At 71.7% G+C, this 20,782-nt stretch carries 21 protein-coding genes; 20 read left to right on the forward strand and 1 reads right to left on the reverse strand.

Features of this window, described 5'->3' with window-relative positions:
- The first annotated feature begins 50 nt into the window (after positions 1–50).
- The 11 genes from aroD (at position 51) to BN1187_RS07570 (ending at position 11,438) form a co-directional block, all read left to right on the forward strand.
- On the forward strand, positions 51–815 hold the full coding sequence (aroD, locus tag BN1187_RS07520; protein ID WP_040160585.1) for a type I 3-dehydroquinate dehydratase: 765 nt from the start codon (positions 51–53) through the stop codon (positions 813–815).
- 77 nt (positions 816–892) lie between these two features.
- On the forward strand, positions 893–2,515 hold the full coding sequence (locus tag BN1187_RS07525; protein WP_040160588.1) for an iron-containing alcohol dehydrogenase: 1,623 nt from the start codon (positions 893–895) through the stop codon (positions 2,513–2,515).
- Positions 2,512–3,615: a quinone-dependent dihydroorotate dehydrogenase gene (locus tag BN1187_RS07530; RefSeq protein WP_040160590.1), complete on the forward strand. Its 1,104-nt coding sequence runs from the start codon at positions 2,512–2,514 to the stop codon at positions 3,613–3,615. Before BN1187_RS07525 ends, BN1187_RS07530 begins: the two co-directional genes overlap by 4 nt.
- Before the next feature lies 1 nt (position 3,616).
- Positions 3,617–4,423: an orotidine-5'-phosphate decarboxylase gene (gene pyrF, locus BN1187_RS07535; RefSeq protein WP_040160593.1), complete on the forward strand. Its 807-nt coding sequence runs from the start codon at positions 3,617–3,619 to the stop codon at positions 4,421–4,423.
- Positions 4,424–4,492: 69 nt separating this feature from the next.
- Entirely contained in the window at positions 4,493–4,804 is a 312-nt protein-coding gene (gene mihF / locus BN1187_RS07540) for an integration host factor, actinobacterial type (RefSeq protein WP_040160596.1), read from the forward strand.
- Positions 4,801–5,382, forward strand: a complete 582-nt coding sequence (gene gmk / locus BN1187_RS07545; RefSeq protein WP_052462483.1) for a guanylate kinase — start codon at positions 4,801–4,803, stop codon at positions 5,380–5,382. Before mihF ends, gmk begins: the two co-directional genes overlap by 4 nt.
- Positions 5,379–5,717, forward strand: a complete 339-nt coding sequence (gene rpoZ, locus BN1187_RS07550; RefSeq protein ID WP_040160597.1) for a DNA-directed RNA polymerase subunit omega — start codon at positions 5,379–5,381, stop codon at positions 5,715–5,717. Before gmk ends, rpoZ begins: the two co-directional genes overlap by 4 nt.
- A 12-nt stretch (positions 5,718–5,729) precedes the next feature.
- A complete protein-coding gene (coaBC, locus tag BN1187_RS07555; protein WP_040160599.1) occupies positions 5,730–6,974 on the forward strand; it encodes a bifunctional phosphopantothenoylcysteine decarboxylase/phosphopantothenate--cysteine ligase CoaBC in 1,245 nt (414 codons plus the stop codon).
- Positions 6,975–6,978: 4 nt separating this feature from the next.
- Complete coding sequence (metK, locus tag BN1187_RS07560; RefSeq protein ID WP_040160601.1) at positions 6,979–8,169, forward strand: methionine adenosyltransferase; 1,191 nt, start codon at positions 6,979–6,981, stop codon at positions 8,167–8,169.
- A 61-nt stretch (positions 8,170–8,230) separates the two neighbouring features.
- Positions 8,231–10,195: a primosomal protein N' family DNA-binding protein gene (locus BN1187_RS07565; RefSeq protein WP_040160605.1), complete on the forward strand. Its 1,965-nt coding sequence runs from the start codon at positions 8,231–8,233 to the stop codon at positions 10,193–10,195.
- A gap of 34 nt (positions 10,196–10,229) precedes the next feature.
- The gene (locus BN1187_RS07570) at positions 10,230–11,438 is read left to right on the forward strand and encodes a UDP-N-acetylglucosamine pyrophosphorylase (RefSeq protein WP_040160607.1); all 1,209 of its coding nucleotides are present in this window, start codon (positions 10,230–10,232) and stop codon (positions 11,436–11,438) included.
- A 50-nt stretch (positions 11,439–11,488) separates the two neighbouring features.
- On the opposite strand, the gene BN1187_RS07575 is transcribed toward BN1187_RS07570, so the two are convergent.
- A complete protein-coding gene (locus BN1187_RS07575; protein WP_040160609.1) occupies positions 11,489–12,103 on the reverse strand; it encodes a GyrI-like domain-containing protein in 615 nt (204 codons plus the stop codon).
- A gap of 103 nt (positions 12,104–12,206) precedes the next feature.
- On the opposite strand from BN1187_RS07575, the gene fmt reads away from it, so the two are divergent.
- The 9 genes from fmt (at position 12,207) to BN1187_RS07620 (ending at position 20,779) form a co-directional block, all read left to right on the forward strand.
- Positions 12,207–13,139 (forward strand): methionyl-tRNA formyltransferase, encoded by a 933-nt coding sequence (gene fmt / locus BN1187_RS07580; protein ID WP_040162615.1) that lies wholly within the window; start codon positions 12,207–12,209, stop codon positions 13,137–13,139.
- Positions 13,136–14,494 (forward strand): RsmB/NOP family class I SAM-dependent RNA methyltransferase, encoded by a 1,359-nt coding sequence (locus BN1187_RS07585; protein ID WP_390620224.1) that lies wholly within the window; start codon positions 13,136–13,138, stop codon positions 14,492–14,494. The genes fmt and BN1187_RS07585 overlap by 4 nt, the downstream gene beginning before the upstream one ends.
- A 9-nt stretch (positions 14,495–14,503) precedes the next feature.
- On the forward strand, positions 14,504–15,172 hold the full coding sequence (gene rpe, locus BN1187_RS07590; RefSeq protein WP_040160613.1) for a ribulose-phosphate 3-epimerase: 669 nt from the start codon (positions 14,504–14,506) through the stop codon (positions 15,170–15,172).
- A gap of 32 nt (positions 15,173–15,204) precedes the next feature.
- Positions 15,205–15,942, forward strand: a complete 738-nt coding sequence (locus BN1187_RS07595; protein ID WP_235750636.1) for a lysophospholipid acyltransferase family protein — start codon at positions 15,205–15,207, stop codon at positions 15,940–15,942.
- Positions 15,943–16,133: 191 nt separating this feature from the next.
- Positions 16,134–17,306, forward strand: coding sequence for an ABC transporter substrate-binding protein (locus tag BN1187_RS07600; RefSeq protein ID WP_040160615.1), 1,173 nt, complete (start codon positions 16,134–16,136; stop codon positions 17,304–17,306).
- Between the two features lie 34 nt (positions 17,307–17,340).
- Positions 17,341–18,225: a branched-chain amino acid ABC transporter permease gene (locus BN1187_RS07605; protein ID WP_040160618.1), complete on the forward strand. Its 885-nt coding sequence runs from the start codon at positions 17,341–17,343 to the stop codon at positions 18,223–18,225.
- 3 nt (positions 18,226–18,228) lie between these two features.
- Positions 18,229–19,236, forward strand: a complete 1,008-nt coding sequence (locus BN1187_RS07610) for a branched-chain amino acid ABC transporter permease (RefSeq protein ID WP_052462484.1) — start codon at positions 18,229–18,231, stop codon at positions 19,234–19,236.
- A complete protein-coding gene (locus tag BN1187_RS07615; protein WP_082034594.1) occupies positions 19,237–20,082 on the forward strand; it encodes an ABC transporter ATP-binding protein in 846 nt (281 codons plus the stop codon). It abuts the gene before it with no gap.
- Positions 20,075–20,779 carry an ABC transporter ATP-binding protein gene (locus BN1187_RS07620; RefSeq protein WP_040160620.1) on the forward strand — a complete coding sequence of 235 codons (705 nt, stop codon included), beginning with the start codon at positions 20,075–20,077 and terminating at the stop codon, positions 20,777–20,779. The genes BN1187_RS07615 and BN1187_RS07620 overlap by 8 nt, the downstream gene beginning before the upstream one ends.
- Positions 20,780–20,782 lie beyond the last annotated feature (3 nt).

Below are 20,782 nucleotides of genomic sequence, written 5' to 3' on the forward strand. Positions count from 1 at the left end.
TGAGCCTCGACCGCGGCGGTGCGACGCCGCGGCGGAGGCGAGGGACAGACATGGCAACGGTGGCGTTCGGATCGGTGACCCTCGGCGAGGGCCGCACCAAGGTGATCGTCCCGATCACGGGGGAGAGCGCGGACGAGCTGGTCGAGCAGGCGTCCGCGCTGGCGGGCCGCGACGATGTCGACATCGTCGAGTGGCGGGCGGACTACCTTCCCGACGCCCCCGACCCGGAGGACGTGCTCGCCGCGGCTCGCCGGTTGCGCGGGGTCCTCGGCGATGTGCCGGTCCTGTTCACGTTCCGCACGGCCGCCGAGGGTGGGCTGCAGTCGATCGAGCCGGACGCCTACGCGTCGCTGAACATCGCGCTCGTGGAGTCCGGGCTGGTGGACGCCGTCGACGTCGAGCTCCTCTTCGACCAAGCCGCCGGGGACGCGGTGATCGCCGCCGCGCGGAAGGTCGGCGTGCCGGTGGTGGGCAGCTTCCACCGCTTCGACGGCACCCCGCCCGTCCACGAGCTGGTGGGCCACCTCGAGACCATGGCCGAGCGCGGCTGCGCGGTGTCGAAGGCGGCCGTGATGCCGGCCGACGCCGGGGACGTGCTGACGCTGCTGCAGGCGACGTGGGAGATGCGCAAGGCGCTGAGCAACCAGGTGGTCTTGACCATGGCCATGTCGGGCGTCGGCGTCGTGTCGCGCCTGGCGGGCGAGGTGTTCGGCTCGTGTGCCACCTTCGGCATGGTCGGACGTCCGTCGGCCCCCGGCCAGGTGCCGGTTGAGAAGCTGGTGCCCGTCCTGGACCTGGTGCACGACAACCTCTGAGCGCCGGCCTGCGACGCCGTGGTTCACGAACCGGAGTCGCGACGGATCGCGCAGCGCCGTCCACTAGGCTCGGCGCGATGAACGGGCACGGAGATCACGCACGGAAGGGGCGCGGGAGCGCGATCGCGCTGATCGGGCTGTCGGGATCCGGCAAGTCGACCGTCGGCCCGATGCTCGCCGCCAAGCTCGGCCTGCCGCACCACGACGTCGACGTCGAGGTCGAGCGGCGCGAGGGCCGCACGATCCGGGAGATCTTCGACGCGGACGGGGAGCCCGCGTTCCGCGCGCTGGAGCGTGACGCCACGATCGACCTGCTCCAGACCCCGGGCGTGCTCAGCCTCGGCGGAGGTGGTCCGCTGACGCCGCAGGTTGCGGACGCCCTGCGCGGCCACCCGGTCGTCTGGCTACGGGTGGCGCCGGCCGTCGCCGCCGCCCGTATCGGCCACGACGAGAACCGTCCGCTGCTCGCCGGCCGGGACGCGGCGCTGCGCTTGCGCAGCATGCTGTCCCAGCGCGCGGGCACGTACGCGGCGCTGGCCAGCCTCGCCGTCGACACCGACCGGGCCGGCGTGGACGCCGTCGTCGACTCCATCGCCGCGCACGTCGCCGACTTCACGCCCGACGCGTTCGGCGGCGAGGTCATCCCCGTCAACGCGGAGAAGCCGTATGAGGTGCGCGTCGGCCGCGGCGTCTCGTTCGAACTCGGCCGCGCGTTGGGCCGCCGGGAGCGCGTCGCTCTGCTGCATCCGGCGCCGCTCGCCGAGGCCGCCGGGCTCCTCGTCGAGACGACGGACGCGGACGTGACCCTGATCGAGGTCCCCGACGGCGAGGACGCCAAGCGCGCCGCCGTGCTGGACGCCGTCTGGCACCGCCTGGACGAGGCCGGCTTCACCCGCGCGGACGCCGTCGTCGGGCTCGGCGGCGGCTCGACCACCGACCTGGCCGGCTTCGTCGCCGCCACCTGGCTGCGCGGCCTCGACTTCGTCAGCATCCCGACCACCCTGCTCGCCATGGTCGACACGGCCATCGGCGGCAAGACGGGCATCAACGTCGGCCGCACGAAGAACGCCGTCGGCGCGTTCTGGGAGCCGATCGCCGTCCTGTGCGACACCGATCACCTCACCGGCGACCCGGACGCCCTCCGCGGCGGTCTGGCGGAGATGGCCAAGCACGGCCTCGTCGCCGACCCGCCCACCCTGGAGCTGCTCGAGACGCGCACCGCCGCGATGTTCGACCCCGCCCGCCCGGAGCTCGCCGAGGGCATCGCGCGCTCGATCCAGGTGAAGACCGCGATCGCGAGCGCCGACCTGCGCGAGGCGACCTCGGTGGGCACCGACGTCGGCCGGGAGGTGCTCAACTACGGCCACACCCTCGGCCTGGCCGTCGAGCGGCACTCCGGCTGGGGTCACGGCCAGGCCGTCAGCGTCGGGCTTCTCTACGCCGCCGTCCTGAGCCACCGGCTCGGCCACGCCGGCGCCGCGCTCGTCGGCCGGCACCGTCGTCTGCTGGAGCGCCTCGGGCTGCCCACCGACTACGACCGCGCCGCCTGGCCCGAGCTGCGCCGCCTGATGAACCGCGACAAGAAGGTCCGCGCGTCGGCGCTGCGCTTCGTCCTGCTGGACGACGTCGCCCGCCCGCGCATCGAGGTCGCCCCCGACGAGGACGACCTGCGCGACAGCTACGAGGAGATCGCCCGATGACCGAGCACCCGAATCGCCGCCGCCTCGTCGAGGACGGCTACGCCCGGCTGCTGCGCCCGGCGCTGTTCCGCGCCCGCGGCGGCGACCCCGAGAAGATCCACCACGCGATGATCGGGGCGCTGTCCGCGCTGCCGGCCCTTCCCGGGCTCCGCCAGGGCGTCGCCGCGCTCACCCGGGCGGCGTCCGACCCCGTCGAGGTCGCCGGCATCACGTTCCCCGGCCGCGTCGGCCTGGCCGCTGGCATGGACAAGGATGGCCGCGCCGCCCTGGCGTGGCGCCGGCTCGGGTTCGCCTTCGCTGAACTCGGCACCGTGACGGCCCGCCCGCAACCCGGGAACCCGGCGCCCCGGGTGTTCCGGCTGCCCGACAGCGGCGCGCTGATCAACCGCATGGGCTTCAACAACGACGGTGCCTTCGCGCTGGCCAACCGGCTCTCCGTCGCGGGCGTCTTCCGCGGCAACGGACGCGCGGGCCTCCCGCTGGGCATCTCGATCGGCAAGAGCAAGGTCACCCCCGTCGCGGACGCCGTCGACGACTACCTGACGTCGCTGCGCTGGGTTTCCCCGCACGCCGACTACGTGGCGATCAACGTCTCCAGCCCCAACACCCCCGGCCTGCGCGACCTGCAGCAGATCGAGGCGCTCGACGAGCTGGTCGGAGCCCTGGTCGAGGAGGCGAGGACGCTGGCGGTCGGCGGGAGGCCGGTGCCGATCTTCGTCAAGGTGTCCCCGGACCTGTCGGACGACGGCCTGGCCGACGTCGTCGACGTGGCCCAGCGGCGCGGGGCGTCCGGCCTCATCGCCACCAACACCACCGTGCGCCGCGAGGGGATCGCCCCGGCCGACCGACACCTCGCCGACGAGACCGGCGGGCTGTCCGGGCGCCCGCTGACGGCACGCGCGCTGGAGGTCGTGACCGCGCTGCGCGCCCGGACGGCGCTGCCGATCATCGCGTCGGGCGGCATCATGACGCCCGACGACGCCCGTGCGATGCTGGAGGCGGGCGCCCAGCTCGTCCAGCTCTACACCGGCTTCATCTACGCCGGGCCCGCCCTGATCGGCGGGATCGAGAACCTGGCTAGGACGCCGGAGAGGGATTGACATGAGCACGTACCGGCAGCGGCTGACGAAGATCGTCGCCGAACGCGGCGCGCTGTGCGTCGGCGTGGACCCGCACCCCGGGGTGCTGAAGACGTGGGGCCTCGATCGGTCGGTCGCCGGGCTGGAGTCCTGCGCCCGGGGCATCGTCGAGGCGATCGGCGACCAGGTGGCGGTCTTCAAGCCACAGTCGGCGTTCTTCGAGTGCTACGGCGCGGCCGGCATCGCCGTCCTGGAGCGGCTGCTGCGCGACATCGAGGACGCCGGGGCGCTGAGCATCCTGGACGTCAAGCGCGGCGACATCGGCTCGACCATGGACGCCTACGCCGACGCCTACCTGCTGCCGGACGCGCCGCTGTGCTGCGACGCGATCACCGTCTCGCCGTACCTCGGCTTCGGCTCGCTGCAGCCGGCCTTCGACCGCGCGCTCGAGAACGACCGCGGCGTTTACGTGCTCGCGCGCACCTCCAACCCCGAGGGCGGGCAGGTGCAGCTGGCGTTCAGCGACGAGGGCTCGGTGGCCCAGCAGATCATCGACGCCGCGACGGAGGCGAACTACGCCGCGCACACCCGGGCCATCGGGCTCGTCGTCGGCGGGACGCACTCGGCCCTGGGCTGCGACGTCTCGGAATTCAACGGTTCGATCCTGGTGCCCGGCATCGGGCACCAGGGCGGACGCATGGAGGATCTCCCCGCGCTGTTCGGCTCCGCGACCGATCAGGTGCTGCCGGTTGTCGGCCGCGCCATCATTTCCGCAAGTCCGCGGGCCCCGGAACTTCGCCGGAAGGTAGCCGAATTCCTGGGTGAATAACCTGTCCCACCCATTCGTAGGGCGCTAGGTTGGGGGCCACCTCATCAGTACCGAGCCCCGGAGATCATCGTGTCGATTCCACAACTGACCACCGAGCAATTGCAGGCCGCCCGGGCCGCGGCGACGCAGGCGCGCCGGCAGCGAGCCGACCTCAAGGCGAAGGTGCGTAGCGGCCAGCTGAGCCTCTCCGACGCGATCGACGCGGCGGGGGAGGACGACGTCCTCGCGCACGTGAAGGTAATCGACCTGCTGAAGTCGCTGCCGCGCGTGGGCGAGAAGCGTGCGTCGTCCGTCATGGAGCGTCTCGACATCGCCCCGAACCGCCGCATCCGCGGGCTCGGTCGTCACCAGATCGCAGGGCTGAAGGCTGAGTTCAAGTGAGCGGTGACATCACGGTCATCTCGGGGCCGACGGCGGTCGGGAAGGGAACCGTGGTGTCAGCCCTGCGCCGGGCCTGCCCCCAGGTGTGGGTGTCGGTGTCCGCGACGACACGACCGCCGCGCCCGACGGAGCGGGACGGCTTCCATTACCTCTTCGTCTCGGACGAGGAGTTCGACGACCTCGTGGCCAATGACGGGCTGCTCGAGTGGGCGACCGTCCACGGCGTCCACCGGTACGGGACGCCGAAGGCGCCGGTCCTGGCGGCGGCCGCCGAGGGGCGTCCGGTGATCCTCGAGATCGACCTGCAGGGCGCCCGCCAGGTGCGCGAGCGGCTGCCCGAGGCGCGGTCGGTGTTCTTGTCGCCGCCCAGTTGGGGCGCGCTGGTCGACCGGCTCGTGGGCCGCGGCACCGAGAACGTCGAACAGATGGAGCGTAGGCTGGCCACGGCGAAGGTGGAGATGGCCGCCGCGAGCGAGTTCGATCACATCGTCGTCAACGAGCAGGTGAGCCAGACTGTTGAACAGTTGATAGACTTGCTTGGCTTAGCGACAAACTCCGAGACCGAAGGTCAATCTTGAGCAATCCCATTCCTGAGGGCATCACGAACCCGCCGATCGACGAACTGCTGACGAAGGTCGATTCGAAGTACCGCCTCGTCACGTTCGCAGCGAAGCGCGCCCGGCAGATCAATGCGTACTACAGCCAGCTCGGGGAGGGCCTGCTGGAGAACGTCGGCCCGCTCGTCGACACCACCGTGCAGGAGAAGCCGCTGACCATCGCGCTCCGCGAGATCAACGCGGACGTCCTCGTGTGCACGGACATCGACCCCGAGGCCGAGGCCGCCGCGCGCGCCGAGGCCGAGAAGGACCCCGACTTCAGCCTCGATCCGTTCAGCACCGACGATCTGGCCTGATCGGGCCGCGACGTGAGCCGCATCCTCTTGGGCGTCGCCGGCGGCATCGCGGCCTACAAGGCCTGCGAGCTGCTGCGCCGGTTCTCCGAAGGTGGCCATGAGGTCACCGTCGTCCCGACCCGGAACGCGCTGACGTTCGTCGGCGAGGCGACCTGGGCGGCGCTGTCGGGGCGTCCCGTCCGCACCGAGGTCTGGTCCGACGTCCACGAGGTGCCGCACGTCCGGCTGGGGCAGGAAGCCGACCTCGTGGTCGTGGCGCCCGCCACCGCCGACCTGCTGGCGCGGGCCGCAGGCGGGCGCGCCGACGACCTGCTGACGAACGTGCTGCTGACCGCGCGCTGCCCCGTGCTGATGGCCCCGGCCATGCACACCGAGATGTGGCGGCACCCCGCCACCGTGGCGAACGTGGCGACTCTGCGCGAGCGCGGCACCATCGTCATGGACCCGGCCGACGGACGCCTCACCGGCGCCGACTCCGGCCCCGGGCGCCTGCCCGACCCCGACGACATCCACCAGGCGGCGTCCTCGCTGCTCGGCGACGATGCGACCGTCACGGGCGTCCGCACCCGCGACCTGGCCGGTCTGAAGGTCGTCGTCAGCGCGGGCGGCACCCACGAGGCACTCGACCCGGTGCGGTTCCTCGGCAACGCCTCGAGCGGACGCCAGGGCCTCGCGCTGGCCCGCGCCGCCGCGCTGCGCGGCGGGCGCGTCACGCTCGCCGCAGCCAACGTCTCCGAGCCCACGCCGAGCTCGGTCGAGGTGCGCCGCGTCGTCTCCACCGGTGACCTCGGCGCGGTGATGCGCGAGGAGGCCCGTGACGCCGACATCGTCGTGATGGCCGCCGCGCCCGCCGACTTCACGCCCGCGGCGTCCAGCCAGACCAAGCTGAAGAAGCAGGGTGACGCCGGGCTCACGCTCGAGCTCAGGCAGACCATGGATGTCTTGGCGACGATCTCGTCCGACCACCCGCGCGCCGGCGTCATCGTCGGCTTCGCGGCGGAGACCGCCGAGAGCCCCGAGGCGCTGCTCGAACTGGGGCGCGCCAAGCTCGCCCGCAAAGGCTGCGACCTGCTCGTCTGCAACAACGTCAGCGGGGGAGCCGTCTTCGGCGCCGCGGGCAACGCGGTCACCATCATCGACCGCGACCGCATCGTCGCCTCCGCGACCGCCGACAAGAACGTCGTCGCTCACCGCATCCTGGACGCCGCCCTCGGCGTCCGCGCACGCCAGCACCGGCCGGCAGCCGAGAAGGAGTAACCACATGAGCCGCCTCTTCACCTCCGAGTCCGTCACCGAGGGGCACCCGGACAAGGTCGCGGACGCCGTCTCCGACGCGGTCCTCGACGCGCTCCTCGACCAGGACGTCAAGAGCCGCGTCGCCGTCGAGACCCTCGTCACCACCGGCACCGTCGTCGTCGCCGGCGAGGTGACGACGCAGGCCTACGCCGACATCCAGGGCATCGCGCGCGAGCGCATCGTCAACGTCGGTTACGACCGCGCCGAGACGTCGTTCGACGGCCGCGCCTGCGGAGTCCTGGTCTGCCTGGGCAGCCAGAGCCCCGACATCGCCCAGGGCGTCGACAACGCCGAGGAGGTCCGCGACGGCGAGGCCGACGAGGCGTTCGACCAGCAGGGCGCCGGCGACCAGGGCCTGATGTTCGGGTACGCCTGCCGCGATACGCCCTCGCTGATGCCGCTGCCGATCGACATCGCGCACCGCATGTCGGAGCGCCTGGCGCAGGTGCGCAAGTCGGGCGAGCTCGACTGGGTGCTGCCCGACGGCAAGACCCAGGTGACGATCGAGTACGACGGCGTCACGCCCGTCCGGGTCGACACCGTCGTCGTCTCCACCCAGCACACCGAGGAGGCGTGGAACGCAGGACTCATCGAGAGTGGCGTCCGCGAGAAGGTCATCGCCCCCGTCCTTGACCGCTACGACATCTCTTCGCAGGGGATGCGCTCGTACGTCAACCCGACGGGGCGGTTCAACATCGGCGGCCCGCGCGGCGATGCCGGCGTCACCGGCCGTAAGATCATCGTCGACACTTACGGCGGCATGGCCCGGCACGGCGGCGGGGCGTTCTCCGGCAAGGATCCGTCCAAGGTCGACCGCTCCGCGTCCTACGCGATGCGCTGGGTCGCGAAGAACGTGGTGGCGGCCGGGTTGGCGGACCGCTGCGAGGTGCAGGTGGCCTACGCCATCGGCCGCGCGCACCCCGTCGGCTTCTACACCGAGTGCTTCGGCACGGAGAAGGTGCCGGTGGAGCAGATCAACGACGCCGTGCTGTCGGTGTTCGACCTGCGTCCGGCCGCGATCATCCGCGACCTCGACCTGCTGCGCCCGATCTACTCCCAGATCACGAACTACGGCCACTTCGGCCGCGAGCTCGACGTGATGACCTGGGAGCGCACCGACCGCGCCGAGGCGCTCGCCGCCGCGGTGAAGGGCTGATCGCCCCGCACCGTCGCCGGCCGAACCTTGGGCGTCCCGGGCGAGCCCTAGGATCGCCGGCATGACCGAACCGACGACGCCCCTGGTGGCGCGCGTCGCGGTCGACATGTCGCTGCCGCACCTCGATCGCCCCTTCGACTACCTCGTGCCCGAGGTCGCCCGCGACGCGATCGCCGTGGGCTGCCGGGTGCGGGTGCGGTTCGCCGGGCGCCTGCGCGACGGCTTCGTGCTGGGGCTCGGCGACGATTCGGACGCCGACGCGAAGCTGCGCCCGTTGGAGCGGGTCGTCTCGAGCGAGGTCGTCCTCAGCGGTCCCGTGGCGCGGCTGTGCCGCGAGGTCGCCGACCATTACGCCGGGACGTTCGCCGACGTCGCCCGGCTCGCCGTGCCCGGCAGGCACGCGACCACCGAGAAGGCCAAGCCGACGCTCCACCCCGACCCCGACCCGGCGCCCGAGCCGACGCTGCTGCCCGCCCACCCCGAGGGGGAGGCGTTCCTCGCCGAGCTGGCGGCCGGGAACCCCGTCCGCGCAGCCTGGAACCCCGCGCCGGTGTTCGGCCCGGCGGGGGACTGGGCCGCGGGCGTGTGCGAGGCGCTGGGCGCCACGCTGGCGTCCGGACGCCGCGGCGTCATCGTCGTTCCGGACGCCGACGCGCTCGACAGGCTGGTCGAGGTTGTCGAGGAGCGCTTCGGCGCGGGCAGCTTCGTCACGCTGAGCGCCGATCTGGGCCCGGCCGCGCGCTACCGCAGCTTCCTGGCCGCGGCCCGGGGGAACGTCCGGATCGTGCTGGGGACGCGCGCCGCCGTGTACGCGCCGGTGCCCGACCTCGGGCTGCTCGTGGTGGTGGACGACGGCAACGACACGCTGAGCGAGCCGCGCGCGCCCTACCCGCACGCCCGCGAGGTCGCGGCGCTGCGGGCCAGCGTCGAGCACTGCGCGCTGCTGTTCGCCAGCTACCAGCGCACCGCCGAGGTGCAGGCGCTGGTGGCCAAGGGCTGGCTGGTGCCGCTGGCGCTGCCGTTCACGGCGGTCCGCCGGGAGGGTCCGCTGGTGCGCGTGGCGTCCGACACCGACCGCGCGCTCGACCGCGACCCCGCTGCCTTCGCCGCCCGGCTGCCGCACGACGTCTTCGCGGTGCTGCGGCAGGGACTCGCGTCCGGACCCGTGCTGGTGCAGGTGCCACGCGCGGGCTACGTCTCGGCGGTCTCGTGCCAGACGTGCCGCGAGCCCGCCCGCTGCCCGCGCTGCGGCCAGACCCTGCGGGGCGAACGCGACCCCGCGGCCGGGCTGCGGCTGGTCTGCCCGCTGTGTGGCCCCCTGCGGCAGCCGTGGCGCTGCGACACGTGCGGGGACACCAGGCTGCGGGCACCGCGGGTCGGCGTCACCCGGACCGCCGAGGAACTGAGCCGGGCCTTCCCCGGGACCGCCGTCGTGCAGTCGTGGTCGGGTCACCCGGTCGACGCCGTCGGCGAGTCGCCCGCGATCGTGCTGGCGACGCCCGGGTCCGAGCCGCGACCGGCCGCCGGCTACGCCGCGGCCGTCCTGCTGGACTCGGAACTGCTGCTCACCCGGCCCGAGCTGCGCGCCGCCGAGGAGGCGTTGCGCCGCTGGCTGACCGTGTGCTCGCTGGTGCGTCCGGGCGGGGAGGGCGGCAGCGTCATCGCCGTCGGCCCCGCGGACGCCCGCGCCCTCCAGGCCCTGGTGCGGCTGGACGCCCCGGGCTTCGCCGAGCGGGAGCTTGCTGAGCGTGCCGCGGCGTCCATGCCGCCCGTGGCGAAGCTCGTCGTGATCGAGGGCCCCGCCGACGCGCTGCCCGGGTACGACGACGCGACCGCCCAGGTGCCGGGACGCGAGCTCTTCGGCCCGCTGGAGCTGTCCGACGACGTCTTCCGGCTGACGCTGCGGGCGCCGGCGTCCGCGACCGTCGAACTGCTCGCGGGGGTGAAGGCCGAGTCGAGCCGGCGGTCGTCCCGAAAGGTGGCGGGTGCCGTGCGCGTCCGGGTCGACCCGCAGGTGATCGACTGACATCCTGGGACCAAGCCTGTCCGAGGGAGGAACGATGCCATCCGCCGACGCGAGCGACGCCGTCCAACGCCTGCTCGACAAGGGGGTTCGGATGCCGAATCCCGCGACCGTCACCATCGGCGACGACGTGGACGCCGACCGCATCAGCGGCGACGGCGTCACCATTCACCCTGGCTGCCGCCTCAGCGGGGCCGCCACCGTGATCAGCGCGGGCTGCGAGCTGGGCCGCGAGGGTCCCGTGACGATCGAGGATTGCCGGCTCGGCCCGAAGGTCGCGCTCAAGGGCGGCTACGCCGCGAAGGCGGTGTTCCTGGAGGGGGCGAACGTCGGGCTCGGCCACCACATCCGCGAGGGCTGCCTGCTCGAGGAGGAGTCCGGCGGCGCGCACACCGTCGGGCTGAAGCAGACCATCCTGTTCCCGTTCGCGACCCTGGGGTCGCTGATCAACTTCTGCGACTGCCTGTTGGCCGGCGGGACGTCGCGTTCGGACCACTCCGAGGTCGGCTCGAGCTACATCCACTTCAACTTCACCCCGTCGGGAGACAAGACGACCCCGTCGCTGTTCGGCGACGTTCCGGCCGGGGTGATGCTGCGCAGCAAGCCGATCTTCCTGGGCGGTCAGGGCGGCGCGGTGGGACCCGTGCGGGTCGCGTACGGCTCGATCGTCGGGGCAGGGTCGGTGATCCGCGCCGACATCGACGACCCCGACCGGCTCACGCTCGTCGCGCCGCCTCCCGATCTGAGCCGCCCGTTCGACCCGCATCGGCTGCCCAAGCTGGCGGGCCTCGTCGCGCACAACGTGACCTATCTCGCTAACCTCGACGCCCTCGAAGCCTGGTACCGTACGGTCCGGCTGCGGTTCTTCGCCGCCCAACCGCTGGGGGACCTGGTCGCCGAGGGCGCCCTGGCGATGATCGCGTCCGGGCGCGGCGAGCGTCTGACCCGGCTGCGCAATCTGGGGGCCAAGCTCAACCCGGACGACCCCAAGCACGCTCCGTTCGCCGCCGGCCTGGAGGCGTCCTTGGGCGGGTTCGGCGCCGACGGGCTGCCCGAGGCGCCGACGGAGTTGGTCGACGAGCTCAGCACCGCCGCCGCGTCCGGGACGAGGTACGTCGACGCCGTCAAGGCGCTGCCGGACGGGCTCGTCACCGCCGGGACCCAGTGGTTGTCGGCCATCGTCGCCCAGCGCGAGGACGCCTGCGCCGCCCTGATCGGCGAGCTGGGGGAGCACTTCCGCCGCTGACGCGGCGCGACCCCTGGGGGCGCTCGGAAGGCGTCCTCGGAAGGGTGGGCTCAGGACACGGGCTTGACCGGCTGGCGCAGCACGGTCTTGAGCTTGTCGGGCGCGCTCTTGCGCGGGTCGCCCAGATAGATCTCGTGGTGGGGGCCGTTCCACGTCACCCCGAGGGCGGGCATCACCTCGCCGTGCAGCCTGGCCAGGGTCGGGGTCTCGTCGTCGTACGACCCGACGTGCAGGATCTGCAGCGACCGGCCCTCGTCGATCCGGCGCGTCTGCACCCGGTCGAGCGGCAGCTCCGGCTTCTTCGTGGCGGCGGAACTCAGCCCCTGCACGATGACCTCGCCGGCGACCTGGTCGGGCAGGGCGATGAGCATGGTCCAGTCCCAGGCGGACTTGTCGCGGGCGGTGAAGCTCGCCGGGTCGGCGCTGGTCCACAGACCCTCGAGCGGGCCGACGACGAAGTCGACGCCGGCGCCCTTCGAGGCGAACTTGATCGTGTAGGCCGCCGCGTACAACGCGGCGACGGCGGCCGCGTACTCCTCGCTCGTGTTCGGATCGCCGTGCCCGTCGATCGCCAGATAGGTCAGCGGCGGCACCTCGACCTCGACGAAGTCGCGGGCCCCGGGCGCGTAGAGGTGCTTGAGGTCCTTCTTCAGGTCGATCTTCACCGGGTCGCCTCCAGGTCGGGTCCCACGCCGGGAACGTCGTCGGCCAGCATGAGGCTGGCAACCGTTCCGGGGCGGTGTCAAGGGGGCGGCTAGGGTGGTCGCCGTGCGTCTCGTCGTTGCAGGAACCCCGTCCGTCGCCATCCCGTCCCTGGAGGCCCTCGCGGCAGCCGGCCACGAGATCGCGGCCGTCGTCACGCGCCCGGACGCCGCCCGCGGGCGCAGCAAGAAGCTGCTGCCCAGCGAGGTTGGGCAGTGGGCGTCCGACAAGGGGATCCCGACGCTCAAGCCGCAGCGTCCCCGCGACGAGGACTTCATCGCGGAACTCACCGAGATCGCCCCAGACGCCTGCCCCGTCATCGCCTACGGCGCGCTCCTCCCGCAGCGCGTGCTCGACATCCCGCGGTTCGGCTGGGTCAACCTGCACTTCTCGCTGCTCCCGCGCTGGCGCGGAGCGGCGCCGGTGCAGCGGGCGATCATGGCCGGCGACGAGGTGACCGGCGCGACGGTGTTCGAGCTCGTCAAGGAACTGGACGCCGGCCCCCTCTACGGCAGCGTCATCCAGCCGCTGAGCGGAACCGAGACGGCCGGCGAGCTGCTCGACCTCCTCGCCCACGAGGGCGCCGCCCTGCTCGCCGACGTGGTGGGCTCGCTCGGCAGCGTCACCCCCCTTCCGCAGGACGCCGACGGCGTCACCGTCGCGCCGAAGATCGAGGTCGACGAGGTCCGCCTCGACTGGACCCGTCCCGCGGCCGAGCTCGACCGGCTGATCCGCGGGGCGTCCCCCGAACCGATGGCCTGGACCACCCTGGACGGCGACCGCGTCAAGGTGGCCCTGGCCAGGCCGTTCGATACGACCGATCTCGCGCCCGGCCAGGTCCGCGCCGAGAAGCGCCGCGTCCTGGTCGGCACCGGGGCCGGCGACCTCGAGCTCGTCCGCGTCCAGCCCGCCGGCAAGAAAGAGATGGCCGCCCCCGACTGGGGACGCGGCCTGCACGCGGACGGCGTCCGCTTCGACGCCGAGCCGGGCGGTCGCTGATGCCGCACCAGCGGCTCCGCCGCCGCGGCGCCGACCCTGCCCGCACGCTGGCCTACCAGGTTCTGCGCCAGGTCACCGCGGACGGCGCCTACGCCAATCTCGCCACCCACCAGGCCCTCGCCGAGGCCGGCCTGGACGCCCGCGACGCCGGCTTCGTCACCGAGCTCGTCTCCGGGACCTGCCGCCTGCAGGGCACCTACGACCGCATCATCGCCGCGGCGTCCGGCCGCAAGCCCGGCTCGCTGCAACCCGAACTCCTCGACGTGCTGCGCCTCGGCACCCACCAGCTGCTGAGCATGCGTGTCCCGCAGCACGCGGCGGTGGACGCCGGCGTCGAGCTCGCCGCCGCGCACGTCGGGGAGAAGGTCGCCGGCCTCACCAACGCGGTGCTCCGCAAGGTCGCCGCGCGCGACCTGGACGCCTGGATCGCCGAACTCACCCGGCACGAGGACGCCCTCGGCGCCCTGGCGACCCGCACCCACCACCCGCGTTGGATCGCCGCCGAGTACGTGGCCCTGCTCGGGGACGAGGCCGAGGCGGCGCTGGCCGCCAACAACGTCAACCCGGCGCCGACGCTGGTCGTCCGCCCCGGCCTGGCCGAGGTCGCCGAGCTGGAGGGCGATCCGACCCGGTTCTCCCGGTTCGGCGCGCGGCGTCCCGGGAACCCCGCCGACGTCCCCGCCGTCCGCGAGGGGCGCGCCGGCGTCCAGGACGAGGGTTCGCAGCTGGTCGCCGCCGCGCTCGCCGCGGTCGATCCTGCGCCGCCCGGGCCCTGGCTCGACCTGTGCGCCGGCCCCGGCGGCAAGGCCGCGCTGCTGGCCGGGCTGGCGATGGCCTCCGGCGAAACGCTCGTGGCGTCCGAGCTCGCCGAGCACCGCGCCCGCCTCGTTCAGCAGGGGCTGCGGGCCTACACCGGAGCCAACGCCCCGGTCACGCTCTGCGCCGACGGCACCCGTCCGGCCTGGGCGGACGGCGCCTTCGCCAAGGTGATGGCCGACGTCCCCTGCACCGGGCTGGGCGCGCTGCGGCGGCGTCCGGAGTCGCGGTGGCGGCGCCGGCCCGCCGACCTGGACGAGCTCGTCGGGCTGCAGCGCCGGCTGTTGACGTCCGCGTTGCGGGCGGCGCGTCCGGGCGGCGTCGTCGCCTACGTGACCTGCAGCCCGCACACCCGCGAGACCGTCGAGATCGTCCTTGACGTTCTCGCCGCGTCCGCCACCCCCGTCGAGCGGCTGCGCACCGCCGACCTCCTCGGCGTCCCGGACGCGGCGCGCGAGGGCGGCTGGTCGGCGCAGCTGTGGCCGCACCGGCACGGAACCGACGGGATGTTCATGGCCCTGTTCCGCGTGGGGCACTAGGGTCGGAACGTGGCCAATCGCATCCATCCCAGCATCCTGAACGCCAACCTCGCGGCTCTCGACGACGAGATCGCTCGCATCCCGAGCTCCGACGGCATCCACATCGACGTCATGGACAACCATTTCGTCCCGAACCTCACCCTCGGGCTCCCCGTCGTGGAGTGCCTGCGCAAGAACCACCCCGACTCGTTCCTCGACATGCACCTGATGATCGAGAACGCCGACACCTGGGCTCCCCAGTACGCCGAACTCGGCTGCGAGTCGGTGACGTTCCACCTCGAGGCGTCGCAGGCGCCGATCACCACGGCGCGGAAGATCCGCTCCGCCGGGTCGCGGGCGTCCGTCGCCCTGCGCCCGCAGACCCCGATCGAGCCGCTGGCCGACATCATCGCCGAGTTCGACATGGTGCTGATCATGACCGTTGACCCCGGCTTCGGCGGGCAGAAGTTCCTCGACAGCATGCTGCCCAAGATCGAGCGCACCCGCGAGATCGCCAAGCGCACGGGTCAGGAGCTGTGGATCCAGGTCGACGGTGGCGTCTCCGAATCGACGATCGAGCGCTGCGTGGACGCCGGTGCGGACGTCTTCGTCGCCGGCTCGGCGGTCTTCCGCGCCGACGAGCCCGACGCGATGGTGAACGCCCTGCGCGACAAGGCCGATCTGCGCTGCGGGCACTGAACGGTGACCCGGCCCGGCGTACGCTTCGGCGCGTGACACGTGAGCGCGTCGGGCCGGTCTACCGCAACCTCGGCCGTGTCGAGGACGCGGTGCTGCCCCTGCTGGTGCGCACCCGATGGTCGGGGACGGAGCACCTGCCGCCGTCCGGACCGGTGATCGTGGCGTCGAACCACATCAGCTACGTCGACCCGGTGATGCTCGAGTGGTTCCTGGTGAGGGCCGGCCGCTACCCCCGCTTCCTGGCCAAGGCGGAGTTGTTCGACATGCCCGTGGTGGGGTGGCTCGGGCGCTCCTGCGGTCAGATCCCCGTGTACCGCAACAGCGAGCGCTCGGGGGAGTCCCTCGTCGCCGCGGAGGCCGCGCTGGCCGCCGGAGAGTGCGTCGCGATGTACCCCGAGGGGACGGTGACCCGCGACCCCGACCTGTGGCCCATGACCCCCCGGCTCGGCGCGGCCCGGTTGGCCCTGAGGACCGGCGCGGACGTCGTCCCCGCCGGCCAGTGGGGTGCGCACGAGATCATGGCGCCGCCCAAGGTCACCCGGATCAAGCTGTTCCCGCGCCGCACCGTCCAGGTGACGCTCGGCCCGCCCGTCCACCTGGACGACCTGCGCCCGCCCGCGGGGGAGCCGCCGACCCGTGAGCAGGAGGTCGCGGCGTCCGGCCGCATCATGGACGCCATCAGCGAGCTCGTGGCCGGGCTGCGCGGCGAGCAACCGCCGTCCGACGGCCGCTGGGACATGCGCGTGGGCGCCCGCGTCCCCTCGGCCTGAGCAGGCGGGCGACGTCCCGACAGGGCATCCGGCTGATCGGACCCCGGGTCTCACATTCCGGGCCGATCGGGCGGACGCTCACGGCGCTGCACTAGGTTTCGGCCACCGGGCCCCCGGGGCCGCGTCGTATGCCTGACAACGCGGTGGTGCCGACGTGGTCAACCCCCGGTTCTTCCAGGAGAGGGACAACGATGAAGCGAACCGCGACGATGCTGGCCGCCGCAGCGATGGGGCTGACGATGCTGGCCGGCTGTGCCGGTGGAGGAGCCGCGGGCGGCGGCAATGCGGCCGGCGACACCATCAAGGTCGGCCTCAACTACGAGCTGTCCGGTCCGGTCGCCACCTATGGCCAGGCGAGCGTCCAGGGCATCGAGATGGCCGTCGACGAGATCAACAACGGCGGCGGCGTCAAGGGCAAGAAGATCGAGCTCGTCAAGTACGACAACAAGTCCGAGCCCGCCGAAGCGACGACGCTGGCCAGCAAGCTGACCAGCAGCGACAAGGTGCTGACCATCATCGGCCCGGCCACCTCCGGCGCGTTCAAGGCGGAGATCCCCGTCGCGACGCGGGCGAAGGTGCCTGCGGTCTCCGGGTCTGCGACCGCCGACGACGTCACGGTGGGCGCCCAGGGCGTCCAGGAGTACGCGTTCCGCACGTGCTTCAACGACTCCTTCCAGGGCACCGCGATGGCGAAGTGGGCGGCCGAGAAGAAGAACGCCAAGAGCGCGCTGATCATCAAGGACAACTCCAGCGACTACTCCAAGGGGCTGGCCGACAACTTCAAGAAGACGTTCACCGCGGCCGGCGGCCAGATCGTGGGCGAAGAGGCCTACGTCACCAACGACACCGACTTCAACGCGATCCTCACCCGCGCGAAGGGCCAGAAGTTCGACGTCATCTACCTGCCGGGCTACTACAACGAGGCCGGCCTGATCATCAAGCAGGCCCGCGCGCAGGGCATCACCGCGCCGATCCTGGGCGGCGACGGCTTCGACAGCCCCACCCTGCTGCAGCTGGCCGGCGCGTCCGCGCTGACCGACGTGTACTTCACGAACCACTACAGCTCGCTCGACAAGGACGCCAAGGTCCAGAAGTTCATCAGCGACTTCAAGGCGAAGTACAACACCGAGCCCAGCGCGTTCAACGCCCTCGGCTACGACACCGCGAAGTTCGTGGCGGACGCCGCCAACCGGGCCTCCGACGTCAACGCCGAGGGGATCAAGACCGCGATGGCCGACACCAAGGACTTCTCGGGTGTGACCGGCTCGTTCAGCATGGACGCGAACCACAACCCGGTGAAGACGATCGTCGTCATCGGCATGAAGAACGGCCAGCAGTCCACGGCGGAGAAGGTCGCGTCCTGATCCCGAGCGTTCGCAACAGGAAAGGGAACGGCCCGTGGGAGAGTTCGCGCAACAGGTCATCAACGGCTTGTCGCTGGGGAGCATCTACGCCCTGATCGCGCTCGGCTACACGATGGTCTACGGCATCATCCAGCTGATCAACTTCGCTCACGGCGACGTGTACATGGTCGGCGCCTACGTCGGGTACTTCTCGATGACCACGCTGCGGCTCGGGTTCTTCGAGTCGCTCCTCATCGCCATGGTGATCTGCATGGTGCTGGGCGTGGTCATCGAGAGGGTGGCGTACAAGCCGCTGCGCAATTCGACGCGCATCGCCGTGCTGATCACGGCGATCGGCGTCTCGCTGCTGCTCGAGTACACGATGATGTTCTTCGTCGGGGCGGCGGTGCGGTCGTACCCGCCGTTGCCGGACTACCTCACGGGCTCCTTCCAGGTCGGCGGTGTCACCGTCGGCAACCAGCAGGTACTCATCATCGGCGTCTCGCTGCTGCTGATGGCGATCCTGCAGCTGATCGTGCGGCGCACCCGGGTCGGGCGGGCGATGCGGGCCGTGTCCCAGGACGCCGACGCCGCCCGGCTCATGGGCATCAACGTCGACAACACGATCTCGTTCACCTTCGCCCTGGGCTCGGCGCTCGCCGGGGCCGCGGGCGTCCTGGTGGGGGTCTACTACAACTCGATCAACCCGCTCATGGGCATCCTGCCCGGCCTCAAGGCCTTCGTCGCCGCCGTGTTCGGCGGCATCGGCCTGATCCCGGGCGCGCTGATCGGCGGCTTCTTCATCGGCGGCGTCGAGACGTTCGTCTCGGCGGCGGGTCAGTCGCTCTACAAGGACGCCGTCGTCTTCGGCATCCTCATCGCGATCCTGATCATCAAGCCGACGGGCCTGCTCGGCAGGAACGTCAAGGAGAAGGTGTAGCCGATGAAGAAGGGCCTGGTCTCCTTCCTGGTCAAGGCGGTGCCGCTGCTGGCCGCCTGGGCGATCGTGCTGGTGCTGATCAACGCCGGCATCGTCACGGACTACTACCTGGCGACGATGGCCACGATCTGCATCAACATCGTGCTGGCCGTCAGCCTGAACCTGATCACAGGTTTCACCGGCCAGTTCTCGCTCGGGCACGCCGGCTTCATGGCCATCGGCGCCTACACGTGCGCCATGGTGACGATGGCGGAGCCGTCCGTCCTCGGCTTCGTCGGCGGACTGCTCGGGGGCGGCGTCCTGGCGGCCCTCGTCGGCCTCCTCGTCGGGCTGCCCACCCTGCGGCTGCGGGGCGACTACCTCGCGATCGCCACGCTCGGCATGGCCGAGATCATCCGCATCATCCTGCTCAACCAGGACGCCACCAACGGCGCGGCCGGCCTGTCGGGCATCCCGGCGTTCCTCGACTGGAACTGGATGTTCTTCCTGACCGTCGCGACGGTGTGGATCATCGCGAACTTCCTGCACTCCTCGCAGGGCCGCGCCTGCATCTCGGTGCGCGAGGACGAGATCGCCGCCGAGTCCATCGGCGTCCACACCGTGCGCTCCAAGGTGCTGGCCTTCATGATCGGGGCGTTCTTCGCGGGCATCGCGGGCGGCATGTACGCGTCCTATTTCTACTTCATCAAGCCCGACCTTTTCGGCTTCCTCAAGTCCGTCGACATCCTGGTGATCGTGGTGCTCGGCGGCCTGGGCAGCCTGTCGGGTTCGATCATCGCGGCGATCCTGCTGGCCCTGATCTCGACGGCGCTGCAGCCGTTCCCCGAGCTGCGCATGATCATCTACTCGCTGGCGCTGGTCGTGATCATGATCTTCCGGCCGCAGGGGCTGATGGGCTCCCGCGAGGTCAGCCTGGGTGTGCTCAACCGGTTCCGGCGCCGTGAGCCCGCGGTCGCGACGGCGTCCGCCGCTCCCGCCATCCGCCGCGACGACGACGAGGAGGTGGTCTAGATGGCGCACCCCGCACCGCAGGCGTCCGGGCCGGCGGCGTCCGAGCAGGCCGACCGGGCCGGCGAGACGCTGCTGAGCGTCGACAAGGTCACTCGTAACTTCGGCGGCCTGTCCGCCGTCTCGAACGTGTCGCTGCAGATCCGGCGCGGCGAGCTCGTGGGCCTGATCGGCCCCAACGGCGCGGGAAAGACCACGGTGTTCAACCTGCTGACCGGCGTCTACCCGCCCAGCCACGGCGCGATCGAGTTCACCCGCGACGACCGCACGCGCGACATCGGGGGCATGGCGCCGCACCGCATCTGCGCCGCCGGTATCGGCCGGACGTTCCAGAACATCCGGCTGTTCAAGGACCTCTCCGTCCTCGACAACGTCAAGATCGCGATGCAGGCGAACGTGCCGTACGGGCTGTTCGCGGCGATGTTCCACACTCCGAAGTTCCACAAGGCCGAGGTCGAGATCGTCGACCGCAGCATGGAGCTGCTCGGCATCATGAACCTGGCCGACAAGGCCGGGGCGCAGGCACGCAACCTGTCCTACGGCGATCAGCGGCACCTCGAGATCGCCCGGGCTCTGGCGACCGAGCCCACGCTTCTGCTCCTCGACGAGCCCGCCGCGGGCATGAACCCCGCCGAGACCTCCCAGCTGACCGACCTCATCACGTCGCTGCGGGAGCGGTTCAAGCTCTCGATCCTGCTCATCGAGCACGACATGAGCCTCGTGATGCGCATCTGCGAGCGGCTCTACGTGCTCGACCACGGCGTCGTGATCGCGTCGGGGTCGCCGGATGAGGTGCGCCGCCATCCCAAGGTCATCGAGGCCTACCTCGGAGAGGAAGCCGATGTTTGAGGTCGAGGACCTGAACGTCCACTTCGGAGGGATCCACGCCCTGAAGGGGATCTCGCTCCGGGTGGACGAGGGGGAGATCGTGACCCTGGTGGGGGCGAACGGCGCCGGCAAGACGACGACGCTGCGGACAGCGTCCGGGCTGAAGAAGCCGACCAGCGGACGGATCACGCTGGACGGCAAGGACATCACCAAGCTGTCCGCGCAGGACCGCGTGAAGCGCGGGCTGTGCCAGGTGCCCGAGGGACGCCGCGTGTTCCCCGCGATGAGCGTGTCGGAGAACCTCGACCTCGGCGCCTACCTGCGCCGGGATCGCGCCGGCGTTGCCGCCGACCTGACGAACGTGTTCGAGCGGTTCCCCGTGCTGGGGGAGCGTCGTCGCCAGTTGGCCGGCACGCTGTCCGGCGGCGAACAGCAGATGCTCGCGATGGGACGAGCGCTGATGAGCCGGCCCAAAGTGCTGTTGCTGGACGAACCGTCCATGGGCCTGGCTCCGCTTCTGGTGCAGGAGATCTTCTCCATCATCGCCGACATCAACGCGGAGGGGACGACGGTGCTGCTCGTCGAGCAGAACGCCAACATGGCGCTGCAGGTCGCCCACCGCGCCTACGTCATGGAGACCGGCACCATGGTGATGAGCGGTACGGCCGCGGAGTTGTCGCAAACGGACGACATCAAGAAGGCGTACCTGGGAGGCTGAGGC

This window comes from Nigerium massiliense (genome assembly GCF_000826085.1).
Lineage (GTDB): Bacteria > Actinomycetota > Actinomycetes > Propionibacteriales > Propionibacteriaceae > Propioniciclava > Propioniciclava massiliense.